The following is a 25,858-nucleotide window of genomic DNA, read 5'->3' on the forward strand; positions in this document are numbered from 1 at the left end:
CCGTCGGCGTACGGGGCGCACGTGTTCTCCGGCCAGGCGGTCAAGCCGGCGGCCCGCGGCGGCACCGGAGTCAGGTCTCGCCCAGCCCGACGCACTTCGACTGCTGGGGCAGGCCCCGTACGGCCTTGTCGACGGCGGCCAGGGCGTCCCCGGCGAGCTGGTCGCTCTCGGTGAGGGCCACCTCCACCGAGGGGATCCGTCCGTACGTGGTGAGCACCCGCGGCCCCCCGCGCCCGGCTCGCTCCTCGTCGAGGACCCAATCGGTGCCGTTGACGTTCATGCAGGTGTTGACGGTGGGGGTGAGGGGCTCGACACCGCAGCGCAGCAATATCGCACCACCGCCCCAGCTCGCCGCACCGGCTCCCTCGACCGAGTCGCGTTCCTCCCCGAGCAGTTCGTCAGGAAGCTGCGCCAGGACCCGGCGGCAATGGGGGTCAGCGGCGAAGGGAGCCGGCTCCACGGATCGTGCGCCGGTCAGGGCGAAGGTCCCGGCGACGACGAGCCCCAGCGCGCCCAGACCGGTCAGGAGGGCTTGCTTCTTCCGGTCCACTTCACTCTCCACACCGACTGGCCGCACTCCGCTCGCAACGGCTGTCGATGACCCTACCCACTCGCGCCGACGAGGCCGGACAGTGCGGTGTGCCAGGCCGAGGTGACCGCCCCGTGGGCCACGGCCGTCGCCTCGGGTACGCCGTCCGGCAGGAACAGGGGCGCGCCCACGTGGACGTGTACGCGTGGCCGGCGGACCGGGGCCGTGAGGACTCCGGCGAGCTGTTTGACCGTCGTCCCGGAGCTCACGCGGCGTGCGCCCGCCTGACCGACGGGTCGGACGGGTGCTCCGGTGGCCAGGGCGAGGCGGGCCAGGCCGCTGCGGAAGGGCAGGGGCGCGGCTTCCCCGGAGTCGAGGCGGGCGGGGATCCCGCCTTCCCCGTACATCAGCACGCACCTCCCCGCCGCCAGCGCCCCGGCGGCGTCGGCGAGCGAACGCGCCGCGTCGGCCGTTCCCCGGCGGACCGGGACGTGCCCTTCGCGGGCGAGCGCCCCTCCCAGCACCGGGATCCGCCACAGCCCGGCCGTGGCCATGATCACGGGATCGACGCCGAGCCGGCGCAGGGCGGCGACCACGATGACGGGGTCGGCCAGGCTGGTGTGGTTGGCAGCCAGGATGGTCCCGCCGGCCACGGGGCCCGACGCGTCCTCGGACACGGTCATCCGCCCGAACACCGGAGCCAGGACGGCGGCGATGTGGCTGATCATGAAATCGAACCTCCGGAACGGGGTGTGCGTCTTCGTGCCCCCAGCGTGTCGGCCGTCGGCCGGTCCGTCATGAGTCGCGCTACTCAAGCCGCCTGGGTACGTGGCCCGCTCCTCCCTCCGCTCCGCGACGGAGGCGGAAGCCGGGACCGGCCCGGCCCGGCCCGGCCCGGACCGGGACCGGGACCGGGATCGGGATCGGGATCCGGTGGGCGACGCGCGTCTGGCAGGGTTGTCCCGTGACCACCTCCGTGCCCGCAAGCCGTCGTTCCCGTGCCGTATCCGGCCGGGCCCGTACCCGTCTCACGGCGGTCGGGGCGGTGGTCGTGACCCTCTGCGCGGGGTTGGGGCTACGGATCGTGGCCACGGGGAGCCTCGCCAAGTACGGCGGAGACGCGCTGTACACCCTGCTGGTCTTCGCCCTCGTGGTGGCGGCCGTGCCACGGGTGGCGGCACGGCGGGCCGCCGCGGGTGCTCTCGCGGTGAGTTGGGCGGTGGAGTTCCTCCAGCTCACCGGGGTACCGGCGGAGCTTTCCCGGCACAGCGTGTTCGCCCGCCTCGTCCTCGGGTCCACCTTCAATCCGCCCGACCTGTTCTGGTACGCGGTCGGCGCCGCGGCCGGCTGGCTCGGCCACGTCGCGGCGGGGCGCCTGTGGGCCCGGCCCGGTCGGAGATCCGGCGTGGGTCGGGTCTGAGTCGTCCGCGTCCGCCGGGCAGTTGGCGGTCGTACAGTGTCGGGTGCGTCGCTCCTGGGGCGCGCGACGGGCGCAAGGTATTCCGCGGGTCGAGGGTGGGGCATGGACAGCAGTGAGTACGACGAGTACGAGGCCGTGGTCAGGGTCCGCAAGGGCGCGCGCTTCGTGCGGTCGAGGAAGACCACGGGCGCTCATCGCGGTATGACACGTGACCCCGACAGCCATGAGGTGGGTCAGGCCGAGATCTTCTTGAAGGAAGCGGAAGAGGAAGAGAACGAACCGGATCCGGTGGAGGATTACCCACAGGATCGGCTCGACTCCGACCCGCAGGAGTCGCAGGCCCGGGCACAGGAGCGTCGGGAGGAGGCCGAGTTCCTCGCCGAGGTGCTCGTCCAGATCGGCCTCAGGTTGGCGGAGAAGGCGGCGCCGCACGTCAGGAAGTGGTGGTTCGACCAAGCGCTTCCGGCGGTGAAGGCGAAGTGGAACGACCCGGCGCGCACGTCCCTGAAAACGAAGTGGAACGACCGGGCGCTCCCCTCCGTGAAGGCGAAGTGGAGCAGCGTGGCTCGCAGTCGTACCAGTGAGCGCCGGGCCGAGGCCGTGGAAGACCCTCAGGAGATCGTCACCGCCGAAGGTGACGAGCGGACGACCATGAGCGGGGCGGACGCCCGGAAGCGGATCGCTGCGGCGGTGACGGCCAGGCTGTTCAGCGATGGCCAGCTACGGCTGGTCCGCAAGGCCCGGATCGTGGAAGAGGCGGAGGACGGTCCGGTGGAGCTGGACGCGGACGATCTCACGCCTCAGCGCATCGGGGAGTACGTCGCGTTGATGCTCGAGGCGAATCCTTCGCTGCTCGGCGAGGACACCCTGGCCGAACTCGGCCAACTCATCGCGAACATACGAGCCGACGGCGGCCGCGTTCCCCTCCCGAGAGCGGAAGGCATGCTCCCGCACGACGACGGGAACGAGCGGCTGCGGCGCGCCCACGACGACGGCTAGCGGCCAGCGGCTAGTCGCTTCGCGTCAGTGTCCCGGGGGCGCCGGCCGACTGGGCCCCTTCGGTCTCCAGGGTCAGTCGGTCGGGCTCCGCCAGGGTCAGTACGTAGAGGTTGTTCTTGGGGCAGTCGAAGGTGGCCGCGGGGTCGGTCGGATGGCTGGTCACGGCGGCGAAGACCGACCTGTCCCCGCTCGTCTGCCGTAGTTCCAGGGCCTCCGTGCACCCCAGGTTGCGCCCCGTGGCGACCTCCTTCACGTCGCTGACCTGCCGGCCCACGAGGTCGCCGACGGACCCCGCGTTCAGCGTGACCGTCACCGAGAACCGGCCCGTCCTGGCCCGTGTGATTCCGTCGGCGTCGGGGGTGCCGGGTCCGGTGCCGGTCCACGTGCCGACCCACGACCGGGGCATCGCCGAGGACGCGGCGGACGGGGGCGCTGAGCTCGCCCCGCCTCCCGCACCGCCGCCGTCGCCGCTTCCGTTTCCGTTCCACGGCATCTTGATCACGAGGGTGGCCGCGACGACGAGGACGGCCGCGGCAGCCGCCCCCGCCGCCCAGGGCACGCGTCGTGGCGCGCCGGGAAGGGCAGCGGGGAGCGGCGGTGTCTCGGCAAACGCCGAGGGCGGCGTCCGCGGAACCGGCGGCATGGGCGCGGGCACGGGGAGCGGCTGGGACGCCGCAAGGGCGCGGGCGAGTTCGGCCTCGCGGTGGGCGGTGTCCGCCGCCAGCGACGGTGGCACCGCCGCGCTCCACTCCTCCCCCGCCGCTCCCACCCGGGCCAGTACCTCGTCGGCGGTCGGGCGCTCCCCCGGCGCCTTGGCCAGGCACTCCCCCAGCAGCGGACGGAGCCCTTCCGGAACGCCGTCGAGGGCGGGCTCGTCGTGCACGATCCGGTAGAGGAGGCCGGGGAGTTCCAGTTCCTCGCCGTCGGCCAGGAAGGGGCTGCGGCCGGTGGCCGCGTAGACGAGGACCGCGGCCAGCGAGAACACGTCCGCCGGGGCCTCGGCCACGGCTCCGGTCGCCTGCTCGGGCGCGAGGAAGCCGGGCGTGCCGATGACCGCTCCCGTCCGGGTGTGGCGCGGGTCGTGCACGGCACGCGCGATGCCGAAGTCGATGAGGAAGGGCCGCTCCCGGCCGAGCAGCACGTTCCCCGGCTTGATGTCGCGGTGCACCACGCCGGCCGCCCGTACGGCCACGAGCGCGGCGAGGAGTTCCCGGGCCAGGCTCCACAGGGCCGGCCCGGTCAGCGGTCCGTTCCGGTGCACCCACTCGCCCAGAGAGGGCGCGGCGACGTACTCCGTGGCAAGCCACTGGGGGGACGCACCGGGAGCACTGAAGTCCACCACCGAGACCGTCCACGCGGACCGTACGCGGTCGTTGGCGCGTATCTCCCGCGCGAAGCGGTCGACGAAGTCGGGATCCCGGCTCAGTTCCCGGTGGACGGTCTTCAGGGCGAGCGGCCGGCCGGACACCGTACGGGCCAGGTAGACCTCGCCCATGCCCCCTTCGCCGAGCCGTCCCAGCAGGCGGTACCCGCCGATCTCCGGCGGATCGCCGGGTCGCAGTGACTCCACCGACTCCCCCTGTCCACAAGGCCGTTGTCCGCACGCGCGGGCGCGCGGACGGCCGGTGGAGTCACCTTAGAGGACGGCGACGACTACTCGGAGGGCCGGATGGTCAGGACGACATGATGAAGCGCAGGGCCAGACCCGAGGCGGTCATCCAGTGAGTGACCTTGGCGAAGTCGTTGTAGTACACCGTGTCGACGCCGGGGAAGGCGACCTTGATCGGCGCGCCCAGCTTGCTCCCGGGCTTGGTGTCCTGGAGCTGGACGGTCATCGTCTTCGCCGGGGCCTCGTCCATGGGGCCGCTCAGGAGCAGTGCGGCGTGCGTCTGCTTGCCCGGCGCGATGGTGTCGAACGGCGTCCCGGGCGTCGGGGCGCTCTCCTTGATCTCGGGGACCAGTCGCTGGGCGTCGGCGAGCTGGATGAGGGGGTAGTGGTAGACCTTGCACGGCTTCTTGCTGGTGTTGGTGAGGGTGAGCAGGATGTGGCGGACGCCCTGGCCGGTCTCGTCCTCGGTGCTGGAGGTGATCGAAACGTCACCCGGGCCACAGAGGGCGGTGGATCCGCCGCTGCCACCAGTGCCGGTCGCTCCCGGGGCCGGCTTCGTCGAGGGCGTGGCGCCGGGCTTCGGCGTGCTCGGGGAGGAGGTCGCGCTCGGGGCACCGGACGTGCTCGGCGTGCTCGTGGCCGGAGGGGCCGTGGGCTTGCCGTCGTCCCCGTCGTCCCCGCTGGGCGAGCACGCCGCGGAGGCGAGCAGGGCGGTGACCGTCGCGGCCCCGAGGACGTACGACTTCCAGCCCCTGTGACTCGTGCGGACGGCAGTGTTCATGGTGTTCCCCCGTTTTCGGCCCTGTGCGGCCGCTGTCGACTCCCGATGACGAGCGCGGACCGCGACGGTTCCGTAGGGTCCGGCAGCCGGCCGCGATGGCCCCCGCCTGCTCCCTTCCGGCACCGCCGCCGGCCTGCATGAGCGAATTTCCCACATCGCGCTGATCTCAGACGCCTGTTACCGACCAGGGACAAGACCGGCACGCTTCGGTCGGATGACGGGCCGTACGGGGGGCCCGCTGCGCGAAGCGGGCCGGGCCTGCCGGGCTCACGTCCTCGACGGCGCCGAAACCCCGATGGCGGTTTTGAGGTGGATGGCGGTGTCGGTGAGAGGACTGCCGACGGGAACGCTGAGGAGTCGGATGGGCTCCGTGGTGGCGGTGGCGGGGGCGGCGGGGCGGCGCCGTGGTCGAGGCGGGTGGCGGTCACGGTGAGGGCTTGCAGGGCCTGGTCGAGGGATGGGGGGAGGGGGTGGAGTGCGGCGGCCCGGGTGCTGACGGGGGGTGGTTCGGTCATCGCGTGCTGGAGGGCGGTGCGGGTTTCGGAGAGGCTGCGGTAGGCCCGCCTGCGGGCGGTGGAACGGGCTTCGACGGCAGCAGGAGTGGCGGGGGTGATCCGTTCGGCGTAGGCGGCGGTGTCACAGAAGGCCTGCGCGAGGTGGGATCGGGTGCGGTGGTCGGAGCGGTCGGGCCACAGCAGGTATCCGGCAGTCATGACGATCGCGACGCCGATGAGGGTGTCGGTAATGCGTGCGCCGATCAAGGTGGGGCCTGGTGTCCCATCAGGTCGGTGAAGGTGAGGATGAGGATCGTGATGGCAGCGGTCTGCAGGGCGTAGCTCAGTGCGGAAGCCAGGGGCAACGCGAGCGCGGTGAGAGCGATGAGGGGCAGTTCCCAGCCGCCGCGCGGGACCAGTTCCAGGGCGAGGCCGGCGACGACGAGGCCGGCGATGGTTCCCAGTGCGCGCAGAAGGGCGCGTGTGAACACCGATCCGCTGTCCGGTTTGAGGACGAAGGTGACGGTGAGGGCGACCCAGTACGAGCGGGGCAGGTGGACGAGGGTGACGAGGGCTTCGGCGAGGCCGATGCACAGGGCGATGCGCAGCCCGTACTGGAGTGCGGCGGTGTCGATGAACAGGTCGCGGGTGCGCTGGCGTAGCCGGGTGGGCAGGTCCGTCGCCGGGACGGTCGGCTCGCGACCGTCGTCGGTGCCGGTCTGTACGGCTATCGCGTGGTGGAGGGCGGCCAGAAGGGCGCGGACCTCGTGGGTGTCGGTGTCGAGGCTCAGGAGTGGCAGGGCCCGGTGGTCGTTCTCGGCGACGGCTCTGGCCAGGTCCCGTACGGCGTCGGCGATCTCGGGCGGCAGGGTGCGGTCCGGGGCGTGGGCGGCGGGTACGGCTTCGAGGAGCGGAGTGGTGGCGTCGAGCTGGGCGAGGAGGCGACGGGAGTCCTGGCCGTGTCCGGGGCGGCGGGCCCGGCGGAGCAGGAGGAGGTCCTGGGCGGAGTTCACCGAACGGGTGATGCCCGCCATAGCCGGAGCCCGGCGATCGGTACCGGCCGCGTCCAGGGCGTCGGCAACGGCGGTGTAGACGGCGGCCACCGTGGTGCGTTCGGGGATGCGACGGCGCCACGGCCAGGCCAGCAGCAGGAGCGGGGGCCGCCACCAGGGTCCGCTCGGGGTGTTCCGGCGCCGATGGCGGCCATCAGGAGGAACAGCATGCCGGTCAGGGAGGACACCGCCCCGATCGAGCTGATGAAGCCGGAGACGAAGGCGATGGCCACCATGGCGGCGACCATGGTCCAGCCGCGGCCCTCGACGGAGGCGCCCAGCAGCCAGCCGATCGCGGACACGAACTGGGGCACGGCGATGTTGAGGACGCGCAGGTGATAGGCGTCGGAGGTGTCGCACAGGACCGCGGCGATCGCACCGATCGACACCAGGACCCCGGTGCCGTAGTCGCCGGTCGCGACGGCGAGGGTGATCGGTCCGGTCAGCGCGATCACGGACTGGATCATCGCCGGCCAGGGCGGGCGCGCTTCCCGGGGCCGGAGGACGCGGGCCAGCCAGGGCAGCGGGGTCCCCACCGGGCACGCGGAACGGAATGTCGGCATCGGAACTCCATGGTCTGGGACCCCGCCGGGACCGCCGAAGGGCGATCCGCACTTTCAGTAGACCGTTGGAACAGCTCCGAACACGCCGGTAAGGGTGCCCTAATCTTATGGGTCTTTCGGTCGGGCCCCCTGCTCAATTTCAGCCGCGATTTCAGGCGTGCGCAGTGGGCGTGCGCAGTGAAGGGGGTCGCCGCGACATCGGGACGGTGCACAAACGATGCGAGAGGCGCGAGACGGACCGTCGCAGAAATATAGAAGGGGCTGAATGACCGCGCTGGGTCTAGGAGGCACCATGAACACGTTGGACACGTACGGCGTCACGCCGGAAGAGACCCCCTCTGGTGAGGGCTGCACCGCCGAGGCGCATCAGGAGCGGCCGGATGGTGGCCTCTGGGAGCACCCCTGGCTGTTCTTGGGGTTGATAGCCTTCGGCGCGGTCTTGGTGGCGGGCTTCTTTGCGGCCCGGATCGCGGGGTTGTGATCGCGTGCGGCATCTGAATCGCTGGGCGTTCTGCCTCTGCCGTGGCTGGGCTGCCCGGGATGCCGATGTGCACAAAGGGCCTCGGCCTTGGTGCGGCCACCGTGACCACTGAAAAACTAGCGGGAACCCGGCTGTTGGTCGTCGGCGCCACAGGGGCACTGGGTCACCTCGCCGCCCGAGAACTCCACGCGTGCGGTGCCCTCCTCGCCTTGGCGGGGAGGAATGAGCAGCGATTGGCCGCCTGCTCTGCGGCCCTCGGCAGTCCCGCTCGGCTGATCGACGCCTATGACCTCGACGACTGCGCCGCTCTCGCGCCCTGGGCCCTGCAAGAGTTGGGTGCGTTGGACGGGGTGCTCGTTTTGGTGGGGGTGGCCGGTTTTGGGCGGGCGGAGGAGGTGCCTGATGCGGTAGCCGAGCACTTGCTCAGTGTGAATTTCCCATGCCCCGCAGCGGTGTTGCGCGGGGCTGTTACCTGCGTGGCGGAGGGAGGCTTCCTGGCCGCCGCGACGGGAGCGATCGTGGACCGGCCGGCTCTCGGAGGCCGGACACCTGGGATGAGGAAACCGAATTGGATCACTTCGGCAGCGATCGCGACGACGCTCCACGACGACAGCGCTCTTCATGGGCGGTATCACCCGACGGCGGGCGTCTCGAAGAACGTACGTGTTCCCACCTCACCGCCCTGCCCAGCCGAACGGCGATCCCTGTGGGGGCGTGCGCGGCGTGTCACGAACGCGGGTGGACTTGGACCCGGCTGCGGTGGTGTCCAACGTGCGGGCACGTCGGATGCTGCGACAGTTCGCGAGGGCGCCACGCGTACGCCCACCATGCGCAGACGGGGCACCCCGTGGTCCTCTCGATGGACCCCGACGAGGCCTGGGCGTGGTGTTTCGTAGACGAAGTCTTTCTCGTTCACGTGCCTGAGGGATAGGGATAGGGATAGGCATGGGGATGGGGATGGGGCAGGCCCCGCGGCGTCCGTCCGACGACCAGATCGGTGCTCAGGGTGCTGTGTGACGGGCGGCGCGGTGTGCCCGGGTCACCTGCTCGATGTCGCCGAGTCGGTCCAGGCCCTTCACGGCCTGGGCCATGCGGGGATTGCCCTCCAGCCGTGCGCGATGCCGGTCCAGGAAGGACCAGTAGCCGACGGTATACGGGCAGGCCCGTTCACCACTGCGGTCTGCGGGCCGATACCGGCAGCCGCCGCACAGGTCGCTCATGCGGTGGATGTAGGCGCCGCCCGAGGTGTAGGGCTTGGTGGTCATCAGCCCACCGTCGGCGTACTGGGACATGCCCACCACGTTGGGCAGCATCACCCAGTCGTAGCCGTCCACGAAGCTCCGGTGGAACCAGTCCGTCACCTCCGCCGGATCCCAGCCTCGCTGCAGGGCGTGGCTGCCGAGGACCATCAAGCGGGGGATGTGGTGCGTCCACCCCGTGTCCCGCACCTGTGCCAGCACGGTGGACAGACAGCGGGCCCCCACCGCGTCCGCGTCCAGTTCGGCGAACCACGCGGGGACGGGTGTGGTGTGACGGAGATCGTTGCGGTGCCGGTAGTCCTCGCCGAGATGCCAGTACAGGTTCCATACGTACTCGCGCCAGCCGCAGATCTGCCGGATGAACCCCTCAGCGCTGTTCAGCGGTACCAGCCCAGCCCTCCAGGCTGCTTCCGCGCGGCTTGCGCACTCCGATGGGTCGAGGAGCCCGAGATTGAGCGAGGAGGACAGCAGGCTGTGGCTCATGACCGGATCAGCGGCCAGCATGGCGTCCTCGTGCGCGCCGAAGTCCGCGAGTCGGTGGGTGATGAAGTGGTCGAGCGCGGCCAGCGCCTCGCGGCGGCTCGCGGGAAACTGGCGGGGGCCGTCGCGGCCCACGAAGGTGATGCCCTTCTCGCGTTCCCAGCGGTCAAGGTCCCGCCTGACCCCCTCGTCGATCTCGTCCTCGCGGGGACGGTACGGAGGCGGCGCGCCGAGCGTGGTGCGACCGCGGGGCGGTGGCTCCCGGTTGTCGTGGTCCAGGTTCCACCGTCCTCCCGCCGGCCCGTCCCCTTCCATGAGGATGTCGTGGGTGCGCCGGGTGTGCTGGTAGAGGTTCTCCTGGAGAAGCCGCCGGCCGTTCTGCTGCGCGGCCCAGACGGCGAACTCCCGGTGTCCGACCAGAAAGCCGCGTGCCGGGTGGACGGTGACCTGCGGGAGCGACGTCACCAGGGCGAGGGCGGCGCGGGACGTGGGGTGGTGGACGGAGACGGGTGCGTCACCGACGGCCCGCCTCAGCCCTTCCCGGTAGGTCTCCGCCTTGACGTACTGGGCTCGCTCACCCAGGTCTGCCGCCCGGTGGCGCATGGCGCTGAGCACGAGATGGGCCTTGGCCCGGTGGAACTTGCGGCGCCGCAGAACGGCGAGGGACTCGATCAGCAGCCACCGGACGTTCCTCGGCGTCCCGCCCGCGGCGGTGGCGGTGAAGTGCGGGCCGAGCTGGTCTCCGAACAGCCAGTGCACTGAGCTCATGCCGGCATCCAACCAACTCGGACCGGGCCCGCCGCTGAACGACGCGGCCGTTCCAGACGTTCGTACTCCCACGCCCGAGCCCACACCCACGCCCACGCCCGAGCCCACACCCACACCCACCCACGCTACGCTCACATCGGCGTGAGGACCGTGTCGATGATGTTGACCGTGGCGTTGGCGGTCTGGACGTCGCCGCAGACGATCTTCGCCTTGTCGTTGACGGTGAACGCCTCACCGGACCCCGCCGTGGTCAGCGAGCCACCCTCAAGGGTCTTGAAGGAGCCGGCGCCGAGCTGGCTCGGCGTGATCTTCTCGCCCACCACGTGGTAGGTGAGGATCTTGGTCAGTTCGGCCTTGTCCGCCAGGATCTTGTCCAGATCGGCCTTCGGGATCTTCGCGAACGCCTCGTTGGTCGGCGCGAACACGGTGACGCCCTTCGCGTTGTTCAGGGTGTCGACCAGGCCCGCCTTCTTGACGGCCGTGACCAGCGTCGACAGGGCCGGGTTGTTGGACGCGGCGGTGGCCACGGGGTCCTTGGCCATGCCCGCGAGACTGCCGGAGCCTTCCTTGGGAACCGATGCGCAGGCCGGCCCGTACGGGTCCGTCTGCTGGGAGGCAGCGAATACCGGGGTTGCCACGCCCAGTGCCAGGGGGAGAGCGAACGCTGCTGCCGCGAGTGCGGCGGTGTGGCGGATGTTATGGATAGCCATGACTTCCTCCTCCGAAGGGGTCTTCGGGGCTTTGTTTGGTATGTGTCTCGGCTGCGATGGGCAGTCGCTCGGCGACCTTGTCCGCGAGCGCCTCGAACTCCGAGCGCAGGAAGGGTTCGGCGACTCTGGCAAGGCCCTTGAACCGCAGGGAGGCGGTGTAGGTGAGCAGGGTCTCAGTGGCCGATCGGGGCTCGAACTTCATGATGTCTCTGGCAGCTACGGTCTTGTTCGCCCCTGCGAAAACGAGCCGGTGCGTCTCGCGGGATTCCAGGACGTACACCAGATTCGTGGTCCGCCCTCGAAAGCGAGAGGTGTTGTGCCAGGTGGCTCCAGGCCGTACTGGCCCTTCGTCGATCCGGACGCACCGTACGGTGCCGGGGTCCCAGTCCTGGGCATGGCCGAAGTCCGCAAGGTAGGCGACTAGGTCTTCGAGCGGAATTCCGACGCTGAAACTGCGCTGCACCGTGATCACTGTCTTTCGCCCCTTTCTGCCGCCTCCGTCGTCTTTACCGAAGCGTTTCGAGACTGCACCTACTCTTCGCTCTGCAGACCGGGACCGGATGCATCCGGTGCGGATGGTCGCATCATCGGGAGGACATCGGGAGGACGACGTCACAGAGCGGTGGTGCCCCGACCGGTCATGCCGTGGACGCGGTGGCTTTGATCCCGGGCAGTTCCGTGTAGACGGAGGCGAAGGCGGAGGCCGCGGCGTCGATCGAGTAGCTCGCCCGAACCGTTGCCCGAGCCCGGCGCGCCATGGCGTCGAGAACCGCGGGCTTCAGAGACAGCAGACCCTCCAGCCCCTCGGCCAAGGTCTTGGCCGACGAGGTATCCAGGAGAAGACCGTTGACCATGTCCTCCAAGTAGTGCGGAATTCCACCACGACTCGTGGCTGCGACCGGCAGGCCCGCGTCCATGGCTTCGAGCACGGCGATGCCGAACTCCTCCTTCGCGCTGGGGCAGACGTAATGGGCCCGGCCCGTAGTTGCGGAGCGGGCCAGCGCCCGCTCCAGGCAGCGGACTTCGGTGTTGGGCATCGCTGTCACCATGGCCAGCCGCGAAGACGCCTCCGGGTTCGCCACGATCAGATCGGCGATCGCCTTCCGCACCTCGCGCTCTCCCGGATCCGCCCGATCCGCGCGAGGGGATCCGCCTACGACCACGAGCCTCGAGCGGAGATGGAGTCCGGACTCGATCCATGCCTGCACCAAGACGTCCTGCTGTTTGAGCGGGTGCAGGCGTCCCACGGTGAGCAGGATGGGCTGGCCGCGCTCGTCGGCGGCGTCGAGGGCAGCGGGCTGTCCGGTCTCGAAGAGCCTTTCCAGCAGGTGCTCGCATCTCTGGGTCTCGTCGACGGCGGGACGGTAGGCCGTGATTCCCTCCGGCGGCGCGATCGGCCCTCGTCCACCGCGTACAGCCGCGAGTTGGGGAAGGTAGCGCACCAACTCGGCTGTCCCGCCGCGGCCCGGGATGCCGATGACGGCGTCGGCGCGGTCGACGAGCCGGTCGGCCGCGAAGACGCGGTGCAGATCTTGGCGCAGGGCCTCCGTCGGGGTGTCGCCGTTGACCGTGCGGCCGGCGTGCCGCTCGCTGACGCGGCGGTGCGGGTCGGGTGTGGCGGTGAAGACCAGTCGGGTGCCGAGCTCGCGCGCGGCTTCGGCGACCGCTAGGGATCCGTCGTCGGCGAACCTGACGTGGACCAGGTCGGGCCGTCGTTCCAGCCCTTCGAGGAGCATGCGCGTCCACCAGGTGAGCGCGCTCGCATCGCCTGCCGGTACTCCGCCCGGAGTGGTGATGCTGTGAGGGTCGATCGGCAGACTGAGCGTCCAGTGACCCGGTCCGCGCCCTCGCAGGAGGGTGGGCTCGGCCAGGAGTTCACGCGCGTCCTTCGTCACGAGGGTGATGACGGCATCGATGCCCTCCGTGCGCGCGAGCGCATCGCCCAGGCCGGCAAGGAGAACACCGAGACCGCCGCTGCTCCCCTCTCCCGGGGTGTCCATCTCGCCGAGCAGCATCGACTGGACCACGAGCAGGCCGGCTCCGTGCTGCAGTGCGGGAGATTCGACGAGTCGCTCGCCTGTGGCGGCCGTGAGCAGCAGCCGTTCATAAGCCTCGGTAGTGGAATCGGGTTTCGGGAGTAGGTGCCGGCACGCGGGTTGGCGTGCGAGGTGGCGCCACAGGGCCAACCTGGCCGGCCTTTTGTTCAAGGGGCTTTGCCGGACCCGGGAAGCCCACTGGTCCGGATCCATGATGTGGAGCCGTCCCGCGGTGGCGAGGTCGATCAGGTGGGCCACCGTTTCGGGGTCGGTACAGTGCCGGATCTCATTGGTGAGTGTGCGGCGGACGGGCTCGGTTCCGTGACGGCGTAGCGACAGCGGCCAGGCTTCCGTGACGGTGCCGCGCAGCCGTTGGTCTGCGTTCAGGGTGGCGGCCAGGAGTTCTTCGGGGTCGACGGACCCGCGCAGGCGCAGGGTGCGACGCAGTAGGGCCGTCTTCCTGTCGCAGGGATCCTGCAGACGGTCGGCCGGATGGTCATCGTGCCACGGGTGGTACTCGGCGTTGAGGAAGGAGGCCAGTGTGCCGAATGTCGCGGGTGTCCGCGGTGCTTCTTTGGTGTTCCAGAAGCCCTGGCGGGCCGCGACGAAGGGGTCGAGCCCTTCCTGCGGGGTGGTTGCGTCCATGGGGCGCTGCTCTCGCTCGGGCGGATGGTCACCGCTGTTTCCGCCGCGCTCGTGCCTTCGGATGCGGACGGAGCGGAAAGCAGTCGCCGGGCTGCCTCCGGATGCCCGCCTGGTGCCGAAGAAGGCAGGACAGTCCTCTGCCGGAAGTGGGGCCCTCGTGCCGCGTGTCACCGTGATCGCTCCACCGTTCCACTCGCACGCGGCCCCGCTGTCCGTGCTGGCGGGCGAGCTCCGTTCAGCGGGGGCGGAGGTCACTTTCGCCTGCGCCGAGGCGTTCGCACCTATGGCGCAGGCCGCGGGGGTCGAATTCGCCCCGCTGACGGTTACGCGCAATGCGAATACCGGAATCGCCCGGCGCACGGTGCAGGGCCGGGACGAAGCGCGGCGCCTGGAGGAGTTCCTCGATGCCACGCTCGCCGGGGCCGTACCCGCGTTGCTGGTTCAGGCCCGTCACCGCAGGGCCGACATGCTGGCTGAACCGGAGCGGGTGCTGGCAGACCTGCGGTCCTTGCACGCCCGCCGGCCCGCGGACTGGTACGTGGTGGACCAGCTGAGTTACTCCGTCACCCTCGCCCTGCACTGCCTGGACCTGCCGTACGCGACGTTTTGCCCGGGGCATCCCAGTTATCTGCCGGCCGCGCCGGACGCGCTGTTCGGCGTGCCCTATGCGTGGCCGCCCGCCGTGCGGCCGGCGGCCGCCGGGCTGCGCACGCTGCGCCGGGAAGCGCTGGTGAACGACCGGTCCTTCACCGCGCTCTTCGCGCGGTTCATCTCGCTTCACGCACCGCACCGACCGGTACCGGGGCGGGCGTTCTCGCTCTGTTCACCCCGAGCAGTGGTTCTGCACTATCCGCGTCTGGACTGGCTCCCAGCACGCCCTGAAGGCCCGGAGTACGTTTTCAGCGGGCACTTCACTCGCGCCGAACCGGAAGGGCCAGGTCCCTTCTGGGAATCCGAACTGCGCAGGCTACGGCAGGGGGGCCGGCGTGTGGTGCTGGTGGCGCTGGGAACGTTCCTTTCGGCCCGGCATGACGTACTGGAAGCAGTGGCGCGCGGGATCCTGGCCGAGCGCCAGGACACCTCGGTGATCCTCGCGGCCGGGGACCGGGCCGGCTCGCTGGCCTCCCTGGCCGGACCTCGGGTCTCGGTCGCGGCGACCGTGCCGCAGCAGGCGCTGCTCGCACGGGTGGATGCGATGGTCCACCACGGGGGCAACAACTCCTTCACCGAGTGCCTGGCCGCCGGGGTTCCCGCCCTCCTCCTCCCCTTCTCCAGCGACCAGTTCTCCATCGCTCACGATGCCGAGAGGGCGGGCGCGGGCCTGTGCCTCGACCCGTACGGGTTGGACGCCGGCAGCGCGGGCCGTGCCGTCTCCACGCTCCTGGACGCACCCCGGCACGCCCTCGATGAACTGCGCCGGCACGTGCGCTCACGCGGCCCCGCGGAAGCGGCCGGGCGACTGCTCCATTTGATGACCTGAAACCGCTGCGCCGGCTCACTGGTAGGAGGGGTTGCCCCACGGTCCGATGCTGCGCGATCGGACCGGCTCCACGAAGCGCGGCGGGACGCTGTGGGGGTGGCCCGGACCCCAGTTGGTGGCTTCGCCCTCCATGACGACACGGGCGTCGGAGGTGTACCAGTCCACGAGATCGCTGTCGGAGCGCACGATCCAGGTGCAGCCCTTCTCGGCGTCGGCGGTGAAGTCGCCGTGCCGGATGAGGGCGGGACGCCAGAAGTAGGTTCCGGGCCACATCTTGCCGTAGTTGTAGTCGAAGGCACCCTCGAGGCAGTAGGCCTCTTCGGAGCACGGGTGGTGGGCCAGCGGTTCCTCGCGCCAGCCCGGCTTGGCCTTGATCAGCCGGCTGTAGAAGCCGGTCTTCTCATCGCGGGCCAGCATCTTGATGTAGAGGCCGGGGACCGGCGTACCGCCGAGGTCGAAGCGCATCGGGCTGCCGTCCCGCACGTCGATCCACGGCATGTCTGAGGTGTGCAGGACGATCAGTTTCTGGTCCGGGCGCAGGCCTTCCCTGTCGGTGTCCGCGAGGTCGAAACGCCAGTTGCCGCACTCGCGGAAGAGCAGTACCTCGGTGCCGGCTTCGGCGGTGACGGCAGGGGTGTGGATTCCGGCCGGAGCCATCCAGAAGCCCTCGGGGCCGAGAACGGTGTCCCCGACGGTCACCCGGCCGGAGAGGACGTACCACTCCGTGGCCGCGTGGTGGACTCCGGCCGGCCGCGACCAGTCGGTGGTGAAGCGGACCTTCAGCGAGGCCGATCCGTCCTCCTCGTCGTAGCTGAGGTTGCGCTGCTGTGCACCGCCTTCCGCGTGCTCGAACTCCCCGGCGTGCCAGATCAGATCGCGCTCGTCCACCAGCTCCACGTGCGGCCGCATGGCGGCTCCCTCCGAGTCGGGTTTCCGGTACAGAATGTAGCGCTAACAAAATAGCGATACAAGATGTACCGTTAATTGGGTGACCCAACCCGGCCGTCCCACAGGACCGACCCCCGAAACCGCGACCGTGATCCTGACAGCCGCCTTGGAGCTGCTGCTCGCCGAGGGCGTGGCGGCCCTGTCCGCGCAACGGCTCCACTCCGCGACGGGCGTTTCGAGGTCCACGATCTACCGGCACTGGCCTACGCCCCGCGCCGTGCTCGCCGCGCTGATCGAGGTTGCGCCACGCCCCGCCATCTCCCGCACGGGGGAGGTGGGCGCCGATCTGCACGCCGAGGTGGATGCACTGTGCGACCGGCTTCGAGACAAGCCGGTCGGCACCTTCCTGCACGCCATCGTCGCGGCGGCCGCCTGGGACCCCACGATGTCCGACCTGCGGCGCCAGTACGTGCAAGATCTTCTGGCGCCCTTCAACGCCGCCCTCGCCCCTGCCCGGCTGAGTTCCGAGGCCCGCGAGGACGCCGTCTCCGAAATCGTCTCTCCCCTCCTGCTCGACGCCTTGCTGCTGGACCGGCCGGCCGCACGCGAGCGCGCGCACCGGTCAGTCGACGCGTTCGTGGCCCAGTTGGGACCTCAGCGCCGGACGGCTGACTGACGGGACCTCAGGAGGACGCGGGCCCCTCGCCGGCGGAGAACTCTTCGCCGAGCAGCTCCAGGAACCGCAGTGCCGCGGACGCGTCGTTCTCACCCGCGCGTTCCAGGGCCCGCTCCGTGGCGCGCGCCAGGACTCGGAAGTGGTCGGAGGCCACCTTGCGGGCCGTGGGTTCGTAGTGGAGGTGGACGACGCGCCGGTCGGTCGCGTCGCGGACGCGACGCAGGTGTCCCGCCTTCTCCAGTCGATCCAGGCACGCGGTGACCGCTCCGGACGTGAGACCCAGGTGCTGCACGAGTCGCCCCGGCGTCATGGGGGTCTGCGCGTCGAGGATGGCGCCGAGGGCCTGGATGTCGGTGGCGTGCAGGCCGTTTTCCCCGGCGAAGCGGTGGATGAGGGCGTTCATCTCGCTGTTGATGCGACGCAGGTGGCGGGCCATGTCCATCAGTCGCGGGTCGACGGCGGCATGCCGAACGGCACTGACTTCGTCGTCTGCTCGTCTGTCGGCCGCCTCCACGTGCACAGACTAACCCGAAGTGGTGCTCGCCCCCGGTCGGCGCCGGGGGCGAGCACCTGCTGGTGCGTCAAGATCCACTGAGGGTCTGGATGGTTCCGGCTCCGCGCAGGGACTCGTAGCGGCTGCCGCCGGGGCGGTGGGTGGCGGTGACCGTGCCGTTCACGTCGTCGGTGGCCCAGGTGGTGGCGAGCTCCTGGAGGACGGCGACGTTGGCGTCCTGGGGAGCGCCGTTGAGCACGGTGCAGAGCGAGTCGGTGCTGGCGCCTTCGGCGTCGCAGTGCGAACCGGTGGTGAGTCTGACGCCCAGGAAGTCCCGGTGGACGTCGGTGGTGAGTTCGACGGTGCCGGAGGCCTGGCCGTTGGCGGCGTAGGGCGGCGAGGAGATGGCGTGGATGGGGAGGTTCGTGGTGTTCAGGCCGTTGAAGGCCGTGGCCATGTTGAGCCCGACGAAGGAGTTGACGGGGTCGAGGAGCACGAGTCCCGAGAGGCGGGCGAACGCCGCGGGGTACTGCGTGCGGAGGCGGTTGGCCACGTAGCTGACGGCCTCCCCGCCGGCGGAGTGGCCGGAGAAGACGAACTTGGCGGGGAGCTGGAGACCGGGGCGGCCCGCCTTGGCCGCGGCGTCGGCGAAACTGCGGCCGAGTTTGTCGTTCGGGTCGGCGGCCTTTCCGAAGAGGTCGGCCACGTTGTTGAGGAAGGCAGTGTTGTTTCCGATGTTGGAAACCGTGCAGCCGAAGATGTCGGACGAGGGCAGGGTCGGGGCGAAGACCAGGAACCCGGCGGCGGCGTAGCGGCGGGCCACGTCTTCGAGGTGGTCGTTGGCACGGCTGAAGCCGTGCTGCAGCCAGACGGTCCCCTTGGGCGCGCCGGCGGGGAAGTACCAGTCGCCGGAACGCTTGTAGATCAGGAAGGCGCACCGGACGTCGACGGTGTTGGAGACCTTGACGACGCCGGTGGAAGCCTGCTCGGCGGCGGGAGCGGGCGAGACCGCCGCCAGGGTGGCGACGGCGGCCAGGGCCGCGGCGAGGAAGGTGCGGGGGAAGAGCGTTCGTCTGTGCGAGGTGCCTGTCATGGGGACTCCCAAGGAGGGGGTGCCGCGTGGGGTCGCGGCTTCGCCCGCCGATCCGGACCGGATCGGCGTGTTTCCTCTGTTGGAACTTTGTTTCTCTAGCGGTCCCATTGGGCCCCAGCGGGGACAGCACGTCAAGCAGTGCGACGCGGATTCTTTCGCACCTATCCGGTCCCTCGAGAGCATGCTGAAGCCCCGTCACGCGGAGTGTGGTGACGGGGGCGAAGTGCCTGTGCTCGCTGGTCAGCCCGCGGTGCCTGCGGGCCGGAATCCGGCGAGAACAGGGTGGACGAGCCGCTCGATTGCGATGCGGCGGGCGGCCCCGTCTCCCCGCGGCGGCGCGACGGGGCCGGCCACGGCCGGAAAGAACGGTGCGAGGGCGATGTGCGGAAGCAGCAGGAGCAACAGGGAGAGCAGGGCATCGACGTCGGCGTCGGTTCGCAGGTCTCCGGCCGTGACCGCTTCTTGGACGAGCGGGCGCAGTCCGGCGAGGTAGAGGTGCTGGACGGGTTCGAGTACCGCCTGGCGCACGACGGGGTCGATCTCCATGTTGGTGGCAGCGGTCACACCGCGCTCCAGGGGGTGGGTCTCGAAGTAGGAGACCCAGGCGTCCATCGCGTCGATGAGGTAGGCGGTGAAGTCCGGGGTACTGCCGTGCCGGTCGGGGCGGTAACCGTCCAGCCAGGGCCGCATCGCCGCGAAGATGCGCAGGGAGGTCTGCTCGGCGATGTAGGTGAACAGGTCGAGCTTCCCGGCGAAGTACTGGAAGAGGGATCCCTTGGCGACACCGGCCTGGCGGGCTATGACGTTGAGGCTGCCGGTCGAATAGCCGTGGGTGCCGAACTCGTCCATCGCGGCGACCAGGATCCGCTCACGCCGTTCGGGCGGGAGGTGGGTCCAGGTGGTGGTGGGCATGCGGGCTCCCTGACGATGACCGGCGGCCAGGTGACCGCCCGGTCATCGTCGGGTCCGCGCGGACACCGTGTCAACGCGAGGAGTCGCCTCGGGGTGCCTTCAGCGGGCGAGGTAGCGGCCGGCGGGGGCAGCGGTGACGACTCCGTCGCGGTAGGCGATGCGGCCGCCGACGATGGTGACCGTGGGCCATCCGCGGAGTTCCTGCCCTTCGAAGGGGCAGTGGTCCTGTCCGGACAGGAGGAGGTCGGTCGTGACCGTGCGGACCGAGTCCAGGTCGGCGACGACCAGGTCGGCGTCCGATCCCACCATCAAGGAGCCCTTGCCGGTGAGGCCGTAGGCGGCGGCCGGGTTCGCGGAGAGCAGTTCGGCGACGCGGCGCAAGGGCAGTCCGCGCTTGTGGTGGCCTTCGGAGAGCAGGATCGGGTAGAGGAGCGCGGTGCCTCCGAAGCCGGGCAGGGCGGGCCACAGGGCGTCGCCTTTGGATTCCTCCATGCAGCAGGCGTGGTCGGAGGCGATCCAGTCCACGGTTCCGTCGAGGACGCCGTCCCACAGTGCCTCGTTGTCGGCACGGGTGCGGAGGGGCGGGTTCACTTTGGCGCCGAGGCCGCGGCCGGCGGCGTCGAGGCTGTCGTGGTCCAGGCACAGGTGGTGCAGGGTCACCTCGGTGCGCAGGTCCAGGCCGGGTGAGGCGGCGCGGGCGGCGCGGGCTCCGCTGAGGGCCGCGGCACTTGAGAGGTGCAGCAGGTTCACCGGGCAGCCGGTGGCGCGGGCCAGAGCGGCGGCCTCACCGATCGCCACCTCCTCGGTCAGGGGCGGCCGGCCCTCGTGGTAGGCGCGCAGGGTCTGGGGGTCCCCGGAGCGGCGGACCCGGTCGATGAACAGTCGCATGAGCTCCGACTGCTCGCAGTGCAGCGAGAGGGAAACCCGGCCGCGGGGGCGGGCGGCTGCTGCCGCGGCGACCTCCTCCATGAGCTGGTAAAGGTGGCCGAGGTCGTACTCCTCGCCCTCCCCCGTCATCCGGAACCCCTTGGCGTCCCTGGAGTCCGCGGACAGGTTGAACCCCTTGTAGAACATGTAGTACTTGAACGAGCTGACCCCGTGCTTCGCGACGAGCTCGGGTATCTCGCGCACCTGGGCGGTGTCCATGGGGGCGAGGTGGAAGCCGTAGTCGGTGTGGCTGCGGCCTTCGACCGCGGCGAGGACCTGCGGGAAGATCTCGTCGTAGGAGCCCGTCCGGTTGAGGTAGTGCTCTCCCGTGCGGAAGTAGGAGAGGACGCTCGTCGCACCGCCCACCAGGGAGGAACGGGTCTCCTCCTCGGCGTCCTGCTCCAGGGAGCGATAGATGCCCAGATGGAAATGGGCGTCGACGGCGCCGGGGAAGACCATCCGGCCGGAGGCGTCGACGACTTCGGTCGCCTCCGAGGCGTCGATGCGGTCCGCGAGGGCCGCTATCTTGCCGTCGCGCACCGCCAGATCTGCGGTGATCTCGCCGAGGTGGGGCTGGACGAGGGTTCCGTTCTTGATGATCAGGTCGTAACGGGACATGACAGGCCGGGTAGCCGCAGACGGCACCACCCGTACCTCCCTTCCGCATCCGTGGGGTCCAGGGAAACACCGTTTCCCTTTTGCGTGACGGGCGGTCATGCTAGCTTTCCGAAACGGCGTTCCACAAGGAGAAACAGTGACCCATGAAGGTGCGTGAGCCCCGATGGAACCTCCCCTCCCCCGTGCCGCCCCCTCCCCCGCTCCGGGGCCTCTGCACGGAGTGACCGTCCTGGACTGCGCCACCCTGTTCGCGGGGCCGTTGGCCGCGACGGTCCTGGGTGACTACGGCGCGGACGTCATCAAGATCGAGCACCCGGTGCGGCCCGACCCGGCCCGCACCCACGGCCCGTCCAAGGACGGTGAGGGGCTGTGGTGGAAGATGCTCGGCCGCAACAAGCAGGCGGTCACCCTGGATCTGAGCCGGCCCGACGGAGCCGCCCTGATGCTCCGCCTGGTCTCCCAGGCCGATGTCCTGATCGAGAACTTCCGGCCCGGAACCCTCGAACGGTGGGGACTCGGACCGGAGGACCTGCACCGGGTCAACCCCCGACTGGTCGTCGCCCGTGTGACCGGCTTCGGCCAGTACGGGCCCTACGCCCGCAGGCCCGGCTTCGGCACCCTCGCGGAGTCCATGAGCGGCTTCGCGGCCCTGACGGGCGAGCCCGACGGCCCTCCCACGCTGCCGCCCTTCGGACTGGCCGACGGGGTGGCCGCGCTGGTCGCCGCCTCCGCCGTGCAGACCGCGCTCTACCACCGGGACGTGCACGGCGGGCCCGGGCAAGTCGTCGACCTCGCGATCATCGAACCGCTGCTGACGCTCCTGGGCCCGCAGCCCATCGCGTACGACCAGCTCGGCACCGTCCCCGCGCGTACGGGCAACCGGTCGGTGAACAACGCTCCTCGCAACATCTACCCCACTCGGGACGGCGCCTGGGTGGCCGTCAGCACGTCGGCTCAGTCCGTCGCCGAGCGGGTCATGAAGCTCGTCGGACATCCAGAGGTGACCGCCGAACCCTGGTTCTCCGGCGGAGCCGGTCGCGCCGCACACGCCGATCTGCTCGACGCCCAAGTCGGAGCATGGATCTCGGCCCGCGACCGGGACACCGTGATCGCCGCCTTCGAAGAGGCCGAGGCAGCGATCTCCCCCGTGTACGGCATCGCCGACATCTTCGAGGACCCGCAGTACCAAGCCCTGGACTCCCTCACGACGGTGGACGACCCGGTACTCGGCCCGCTCCGCATGCAGAACGTCCTGTTCCGGCTGTCCGCCACACCGGGCGCCATCCGCTGGACCGGCCGCGCACACGGCAGCGATACCCGGGCCGTGTTCGGCGCCAGACTCGGACTGTCGCCGGCGCGGCTCGACGAGCTCGCCACAGAGCACACGATCTGACCCGACCCTCTTGTGGAGACAGCATTGAACAGCGTCCACGGATTCCCCGGACGTCCGGTCTCGCTCGCCGGCGCTCCCGTGATCGACCTGGCCCAGCCGATGCGTCGGGGCATGCCCCAGTCGCCCAACCATCCGCCCTTCCGCATGCTCCTGGAGCGCCGGCACGGCGATCACGTACGCGATGACGGAGGCTCCGCGGCGAACGAGCTCATCGTCACCGGCGGCCACGTCGGCACCCATGTCGATGCCCTCGCCCACGTATCGCAGGCCGGACTGCTGCACGGAAACGTCCCGGCCGACTCGGTCCAGAGCCACGAGGGCTTCTCACGGCACGGCATCGAGGAGTTCCCCCCGTACGTGGGCCGCGCGGTCTTCCTGGACATCGCCGCCGTGCACGGCGTCCCGGCCCTGGCCGCCGGTTACGAGATCACCGTCGACGACCTGGAAAGGGCGCGGGATGCCGCCGGGGTCGACATCGAAGCGGGCGGGGCCGTACTGCTGGGCAGCGGCTGGTCCCGGCACTGGGACGATCCGCGCGTCTTCACGGGACAGGAGGGCGGGGCACCGGGGCCCGGCCCCGCGGCCGGGGCATGGATCGCGGACCACCACGTCCGGGTCGCCGGCGCGGAGACCATCGCCTTCGAACACATCCCACCGGGACGCGGCCACGCCGAACTCCCCGTCCACCGGCTGCTGCTGGTCGAAGCCGGCATCCACATCGTCGAGACGATGCGCCTCACCGAGCTCGCCACCACTCGGCGGCCGGAGTTCCTGCTGGTGCTCGCGCCCCTGCCGCTGGTGGGCGCCACCGGCTCGCCCGTGCGCCCGCTCGCCGTTCTGCCCGACCAGGACGGGACGGTCCCGGCATGAGCCAGAGGTATGCGGCCCGCCTCGCCCGATTCGCGGCGGCGTGCAGGGAGAACGGGATACCACCGGAGATCACGGCGGACGCGACCGCACGGACCCTGGACTGCCTGGGCAACGCCCTGGGGGCGCTCGGTGCGCACACGGGCGAGGTTTCGGGCTCCTCACCCCAGGCAGCGGCGCTGGCCTTGGCCCGTGCTGCCGGCGGCGCCGGCGAGGCGACCGCAGTGGGCAGCGGTCTGCGGATGCCGGCCGACCGGGCCGCTCTTGTCAACGGCACGCTCGCGCACGCTCTCGACTTCGACGACACGCACCTTCCGTCCGTTCTGCACCCCACCGCCGCCGTACTGCCCGCCGCGCTCGCGGCCGCCGAGGCGACGGGGGCCACGGGGGCCTCGCTGCTGACCGCGCTCGCGGTGGGCGGTGAGGTCTGCGTCCGCCTCGGCATGGCCTCCTACGACCCGGCCCTTCGGAACTCCGTGTTCTTCGAGAAGGGTCTGCACGCCACATCCATCTGCGGGACCGTCGGCGCTGCCGTCGCCGCGGGCCTGCTGTACGGACTGAGCACGGCCGAACTGGCGCACGCCATCGGCATAGCCTGCTCCATGGGTGCCGGGGTGCTGGAGGCGAACCGGACCGGTGGCAGCGTCAAGCGTCTGCATTGCGGGTGGGCCGCGCACTCGGGTGTGTGCGCCGCTCAGTTCGCGGCGGGCGGCGTCACCGGACCGCCGACCGTGCTCGAAGGACGCTTCGGTTTCCTGACCGCGTTCCTGGACGATCGATGGACGCCGGGGCCGCTGCTGGCCGGTCTGGAGGAGATGGACGCGGCCTCGAACTGGGAATACGCGCGAACCGTGTTCAAGCCGTACCCCTCCAACCACTTCACCCATCCGGGGATCGACTGCGCGCTGGCCCTGCGCCGGGCCGGGCTCCGGGCCGAGGACGTGGTGAGTGCGCAGCTCGGGGTGGCTGCACCGCCGAGGCGCACCATCGGTGAGCCGTACGCCGACAAGGTGCACCCCCGCACGCCGTACCACGCCAAATTCTCCGGCCCGTACACGGTCGCGGCGGCGCTGCTGTCTGACGTGGAGGGCGACGGTCCGGGCCTGCGGCACGCCGACTTCTCCGCGGGGGCGTTCACCGATCCGCGCCGTACCGCACTGGCGGAGCGCGTGGAGGTGGTGATCGACGCGCAGTGTGACGCGGAGTTCCCCCATGCCTTCAGCGCGGTTCTGCGGGTCACCACCCGTGGCGGGCATGCCATGGAGTCACGAGTCGCCAGCTCTCTGGGCGGCCCCGGGGCGCCGCTGTCGCAGGCTCAACTGGCGGGGAAGTTCCGGCTGAACGCGGAGGCCGTCCTTGGTCCAGCCCGCGCGGCCGGGGTGGTCCAGGCCGTGCGCGCGCTGTGTGCGGCGCCGCGTGGTGCCGCGACCAGGCTGCTGGGCCTGACCCGGATCGGTTAGGCCGTCTCTTTCGGATCTTGCCTGGGGCCGGCCGGGCGGCGCGAGGCGAGAACGCGGCGGGCGGCACGGACGACGGCCTCGTCCACCATGCGTCCGCCGGGTCCGGTGATGACTCCCGAGCCGGCCCGCGTCGCCGCGTCGAAGCGTTCCAGCAGTGCCTGCGCCTCTGCGACCTCCTGCGAGCTGGGGGTGAAGACGTCGTGGACGGTGGCGAGTTGGCCCGGATGGATGCAGGCCCGGGAGCGGTAGCCGAGCCCGCGCAAGGCCCGGGTGGTCCGGGCGAGGGCGTCCAGGTCCGTGAAGTCGGTGCTGACCGGTCCGACCGGCGGCAGCAAGCCGGCGGCAGCCGAGGCGAGGAGGATGCCCGTACGGATGGCGGTCAGGGCCGATCCCGCGGCCGCGCCGTCCGGGTCGGAAGCGTCTGGCGCCGAGATTCCCAGTTCGGCGCACAGATCGGCCTCACCGAGTTGCAGGTGGCGGACCCGGGGCGCCTGGGCGATCTGTCGTGCGTCGAGGACGGCTGCGGCGGTTTCCAACAGTGGCGCGAGAGCGAAGGTGCCAGGGGGGAGGCCATGACGCTCTTCCACGGAGGTCAGCACGGCGTGCTGGGCGGCCACTTCTTCGACACCGGCGCATTTGGCGAGGCAGAAACCGGTCACCACGGGCCCGGCAAGGTGCGCGCTCTCCTCGCGCCCGCGCTCTCCCTCGTTGACGCGGATCCACACGTCCGGCGTCAGGTGCGGACCGCGGGGATCGGCTGCCCGAGCTGCTTTCCTTTCGTCGAGCCAGGACCGCACCAATGCCAGCGCGGCTGCCTTGCCCGATTCGGGGACGGCGTCCTCCAGGTCGACGATCAGGGCATCGGCGCCCCGGGTGACGGCCTTGCGGAGCATCCCGGCGCGGTTGCCCGGAACGTAGAGGTACGAGCGGGGCGCGGCGGCGAAGGGGTGCGCGGTCATGTACGACGCTCCGGTCGGCTGGGGAAACAGTGCGGTGGCAGCGGGAGTCGGGCGGCTCGCCCACCCTAGGAGCCCGGTCTGCCGCGGTCAATGAATACGTTTCCCTGTGGGATCCGTTGTTTCTCCCTGCGCACCTAGCGGAAACGTAGGTTTTACCGGGGTGCACGTTCGGACTCTTGACACGCCGAGTGCCAGGCGGGCTGTATATGGGGACGCAAGCGAAACAAAGTTCCGTACAGGGAAACTCACTGCTCCCTTCGAGAGGA

General features: G+C 70.6%; 26 protein-coding genes and 1 pseudogene. 10 read left to right on the forward strand and 17 right to left on the reverse strand.

What is annotated here, in order from left to right; translation table 11 throughout:
- Window positions 1-70: 70 nt before the first annotated feature.
- Both ACIQV3_RS27540 and ACIQV3_RS27545 read right to left on the reverse strand, forming a co-directional pair.
- Complete coding sequence (locus tag ACIQV3_RS27540) at window positions 71-550, reverse strand: DUF3515 family protein (RefSeq protein WP_403716359.1); 480 nt, start codon at window positions 548-550, stop codon at window positions 71-73.
- Window positions 551-603: 53 nt separating this feature from the next.
- Window positions 604-1,257 (reverse strand): lysophospholipid acyltransferase family protein, encoded by a 654-nt coding sequence (locus ACIQV3_RS27545; protein WP_403716361.1) that lies wholly within the window; start codon window positions 1,255-1,257, stop codon window positions 604-606.
- 236 nt (window positions 1,258-1,493) lie between these two features.
- On the opposite strand from ACIQV3_RS27545, the gene ACIQV3_RS27550 reads away from it, so the two are divergent.
- Window positions 1,494-1,949: a DUF2809 domain-containing protein gene (locus ACIQV3_RS27550; RefSeq protein ID WP_403716362.1), complete on the forward strand. Its 456-nt coding sequence runs from the start codon at window positions 1,494-1,496 to the stop codon at window positions 1,947-1,949.
- A gap of 102 nt (window positions 1,950-2,051) precedes the next feature.
- Complete coding sequence (locus tag ACIQV3_RS27555) at window positions 2,052-2,948, forward strand: hypothetical protein (protein ID WP_403716364.1); 897 nt, start codon at window positions 2,052-2,054, stop codon at window positions 2,946-2,948.
- 10 nt (window positions 2,949-2,958) lie between these two features.
- Here the strand turns inward: ACIQV3_RS27555 and ACIQV3_RS27560 are convergent, their stop codons facing one another.
- The 5 genes from ACIQV3_RS27560 to ACIQV3_RS27580 form a co-directional block, all read right to left on the reverse strand.
- Window positions 2,959-4,518, reverse strand: coding sequence for a serine/threonine-protein kinase (locus tag ACIQV3_RS27560; protein ID WP_403716366.1), 1,560 nt, complete (start codon window positions 4,516-4,518; stop codon window positions 2,959-2,961).
- Between the two features lie 103 nt (window positions 4,519-4,621).
- Window positions 4,622-5,338: a DUF4232 domain-containing protein gene (locus ACIQV3_RS27565; RefSeq protein ID WP_403716368.1), complete on the reverse strand. Its 717-nt coding sequence runs from the start codon at window positions 5,336-5,338 to the stop codon at window positions 4,622-4,624.
- Window positions 5,335-6,099 carry an FUSC family protein gene (locus tag ACIQV3_RS27570; protein ID WP_403716370.1) on the reverse strand — a complete coding sequence of 255 codons (765 nt, stop codon included), beginning with the start codon at window positions 6,097-6,099 and terminating at the stop codon, window positions 5,335-5,337. The genes ACIQV3_RS27565 and ACIQV3_RS27570 overlap by 4 nt, the downstream gene beginning before the upstream one ends.
- On the reverse strand, window positions 6,096-6,866 hold the full coding sequence (locus ACIQV3_RS27575; protein WP_403716372.1) for an FUSC family protein: 771 nt from the start codon (window positions 6,864-6,866) through the stop codon (window positions 6,096-6,098). Before ACIQV3_RS27575 ends, ACIQV3_RS27570 begins: the two co-directional genes overlap by 4 nt.
- Window positions 6,842-7,447 (reverse strand): hypothetical protein, encoded by a 606-nt coding sequence (locus tag ACIQV3_RS27580; RefSeq protein WP_403716374.1) that lies wholly within the window; start codon window positions 7,445-7,447, stop codon window positions 6,842-6,844. The genes ACIQV3_RS27575 and ACIQV3_RS27580 overlap by 25 nt, the downstream gene beginning before the upstream one ends.
- 292 nt (window positions 7,448-7,739) lie before the next feature.
- Here ACIQV3_RS27580 and ACIQV3_RS27585 point away from each other — a divergent pair, with 292 nt between their 5' ends.
- From ACIQV3_RS27585 to ACIQV3_RS27595, 3 genes and pseudogenes are all read left to right on the forward strand, one after another.
- On the forward strand, window positions 7,740-7,928 hold the full coding sequence (locus tag ACIQV3_RS27585) for a hypothetical protein (protein WP_403716376.1): 189 nt from the start codon (window positions 7,740-7,742) through the stop codon (window positions 7,926-7,928).
- Window positions 7,929-7,993: 65 nt separating this feature from the next.
- Window positions 7,994-8,440 (forward strand): annotated as a pseudogene (locus tag ACIQV3_RS27590) (SDR family NAD(P)-dependent oxidoreductase); the annotation flags it as partial.
- Window positions 8,368-8,859 carry a UBP-type zinc finger domain-containing protein gene (locus ACIQV3_RS27595; RefSeq protein WP_403716555.1) on the forward strand — a complete coding sequence of 164 codons (492 nt, stop codon included), beginning with the start codon at window positions 8,368-8,370 and terminating at the stop codon, window positions 8,857-8,859. The pseudogene ACIQV3_RS27590 and the gene ACIQV3_RS27595, both read left to right, overlap by 73 nt.
- Before the next feature lie 70 nt (window positions 8,860-8,929).
- Here the strand turns inward: ACIQV3_RS27595 and ACIQV3_RS27600 are convergent, their stop codons facing one another.
- The 4 genes from ACIQV3_RS27600 to ACIQV3_RS27615 all read right to left on the reverse strand — a co-directional run bounded on the left by ACIQV3_RS27600 (window position 8,930) and on the right by ACIQV3_RS27615 (window position 13,826).
- Entirely contained in the window at window positions 8,930-10,435 is a 1,506-nt protein-coding gene (locus ACIQV3_RS27600; protein WP_403716378.1) for a cryptochrome/photolyase family protein, read from the reverse strand.
- Between the two features lie 131 nt (window positions 10,436-10,566).
- Window positions 10,567-11,145: a fasciclin domain-containing protein gene (locus tag ACIQV3_RS27605; RefSeq protein ID WP_403716381.1), complete on the reverse strand. Its 579-nt coding sequence runs from the start codon at window positions 11,143-11,145 to the stop codon at window positions 10,567-10,569.
- Window positions 11,132-11,617, reverse strand: a complete 486-nt coding sequence (locus ACIQV3_RS27610) for an SRPBCC family protein (protein ID WP_403716383.1) — start codon at window positions 11,615-11,617, stop codon at window positions 11,132-11,134. Before ACIQV3_RS27610 ends, ACIQV3_RS27605 begins: the two co-directional genes overlap by 14 nt.
- A 166-nt stretch (window positions 11,618-11,783) precedes the next feature.
- Window positions 11,784-13,826 (reverse strand): glycosyltransferase, encoded by a 2,043-nt coding sequence (locus ACIQV3_RS27615; RefSeq protein ID WP_403716386.1) that lies wholly within the window; start codon window positions 13,824-13,826, stop codon window positions 11,784-11,786.
- 157 nt (window positions 13,827-13,983) lie between these two features.
- Between ACIQV3_RS27615 and ACIQV3_RS27620 the strand changes: the two genes are divergently transcribed.
- Window positions 13,984-15,306 carry a glycosyltransferase gene (locus ACIQV3_RS27620; RefSeq protein ID WP_403716388.1) on the forward strand — a complete coding sequence of 441 codons (1,323 nt, stop codon included), beginning with the start codon at window positions 13,984-13,986 and terminating at the stop codon, window positions 15,304-15,306.
- 15 nt (window positions 15,307-15,321) lie between these two features.
- On the opposite strand, the gene ACIQV3_RS27625 is transcribed toward ACIQV3_RS27620, so the two are convergent.
- Complete coding sequence (locus ACIQV3_RS27625) at window positions 15,322-16,215, reverse strand: DUF4437 domain-containing protein (RefSeq protein WP_403716390.1); 894 nt, start codon at window positions 16,213-16,215, stop codon at window positions 15,322-15,324.
- Window positions 16,216-16,294: 79 nt separating this feature from the next.
- Here ACIQV3_RS27625 and ACIQV3_RS27630 point away from each other — a divergent pair, with 79 nt between their 5' ends.
- Window positions 16,295-16,870: a TetR/AcrR family transcriptional regulator gene (locus ACIQV3_RS27630; protein WP_403716393.1), complete on the forward strand. Its 576-nt coding sequence runs from the start codon at window positions 16,295-16,297 to the stop codon at window positions 16,868-16,870.
- A gap of 7 nt (window positions 16,871-16,877) precedes the next feature.
- Here ACIQV3_RS27630 and ACIQV3_RS27635 read toward each other — a convergent pair whose 3' ends face one another.
- The 4 genes from ACIQV3_RS27635 to ACIQV3_RS27650 all read right to left on the reverse strand — a co-directional run bounded on the left by ACIQV3_RS27635 (window position 16,878) and on the right by ACIQV3_RS27650 (window position 20,913).
- The gene (locus ACIQV3_RS27635) at window positions 16,878-17,384 is read right to left on the reverse strand and encodes a MarR family winged helix-turn-helix transcriptional regulator (protein WP_403716396.1); all 507 of its coding nucleotides are present in this window, start codon (window positions 17,382-17,384) and stop codon (window positions 16,878-16,880) included.
- A gap of 67 nt (window positions 17,385-17,451) precedes the next feature.
- Window positions 17,452-18,456, reverse strand: coding sequence for an alpha/beta hydrolase (locus tag ACIQV3_RS27640; RefSeq protein WP_403716398.1), 1,005 nt, complete (start codon window positions 18,454-18,456; stop codon window positions 17,452-17,454).
- 240 nt (window positions 18,457-18,696) lie between these two features.
- A complete protein-coding gene (locus ACIQV3_RS27645; protein WP_403716400.1) occupies window positions 18,697-19,368 on the reverse strand; it encodes a TetR/AcrR family transcriptional regulator in 672 nt (223 codons plus the stop codon).
- Between the two features lie 99 nt (window positions 19,369-19,467).
- Window positions 19,468-20,913: a dihydroorotase family protein gene (locus ACIQV3_RS27650; protein ID WP_403716402.1), complete on the reverse strand. Its 1,446-nt coding sequence runs from the start codon at window positions 20,911-20,913 to the stop codon at window positions 19,468-19,470.
- A 163-nt stretch (window positions 20,914-21,076) separates the two neighbouring features.
- Between ACIQV3_RS27650 and ACIQV3_RS27655 the strand changes: the two genes are divergently transcribed.
- From ACIQV3_RS27655 to ACIQV3_RS27665, 3 genes are read left to right on the forward strand one after another with little or no spacing between them, the layout of a single operon-like run.
- Entirely contained in the window at window positions 21,077-22,306 is a 1,230-nt protein-coding gene (locus tag ACIQV3_RS27655) for a CaiB/BaiF CoA transferase family protein (protein ID WP_403716405.1), read from the forward strand.
- A gap of 24 nt (window positions 22,307-22,330) precedes the next feature.
- Window positions 22,331-23,176 carry a cyclase family protein gene (locus ACIQV3_RS27660; protein WP_403716407.1) on the forward strand — a complete coding sequence of 282 codons (846 nt, stop codon included), beginning with the start codon at window positions 22,331-22,333 and terminating at the stop codon, window positions 23,174-23,176.
- On the forward strand, window positions 23,173-24,633 hold the full coding sequence (locus ACIQV3_RS27665) for an MmgE/PrpD family protein (RefSeq protein ID WP_403716410.1): 1,461 nt from the start codon (window positions 23,173-23,175) through the stop codon (window positions 24,631-24,633). The genes ACIQV3_RS27660 and ACIQV3_RS27665 overlap by 4 nt, the downstream gene beginning before the upstream one ends.
- Here ACIQV3_RS27665 and ACIQV3_RS27670 read toward each other — a convergent pair.
- Complete coding sequence (locus ACIQV3_RS27670; RefSeq protein WP_403716412.1) at window positions 24,630-25,592, reverse strand: HpcH/HpaI aldolase/citrate lyase family protein; 963 nt, start codon at window positions 25,590-25,592, stop codon at window positions 24,630-24,632. The two genes, ACIQV3_RS27665 and ACIQV3_RS27670, sit on opposite strands and share 4 nt — an antisense overlap.
- Between the last annotated feature and the right edge of the window lie 266 nt (window positions 25,593-25,858).

This window comes from Streptomyces sp. NPDC099050 (genome assembly GCF_044759865.1).
Lineage (GTDB): Bacteria > Actinomycetota > Actinomycetes > Streptomycetales > Streptomycetaceae > Streptomyces.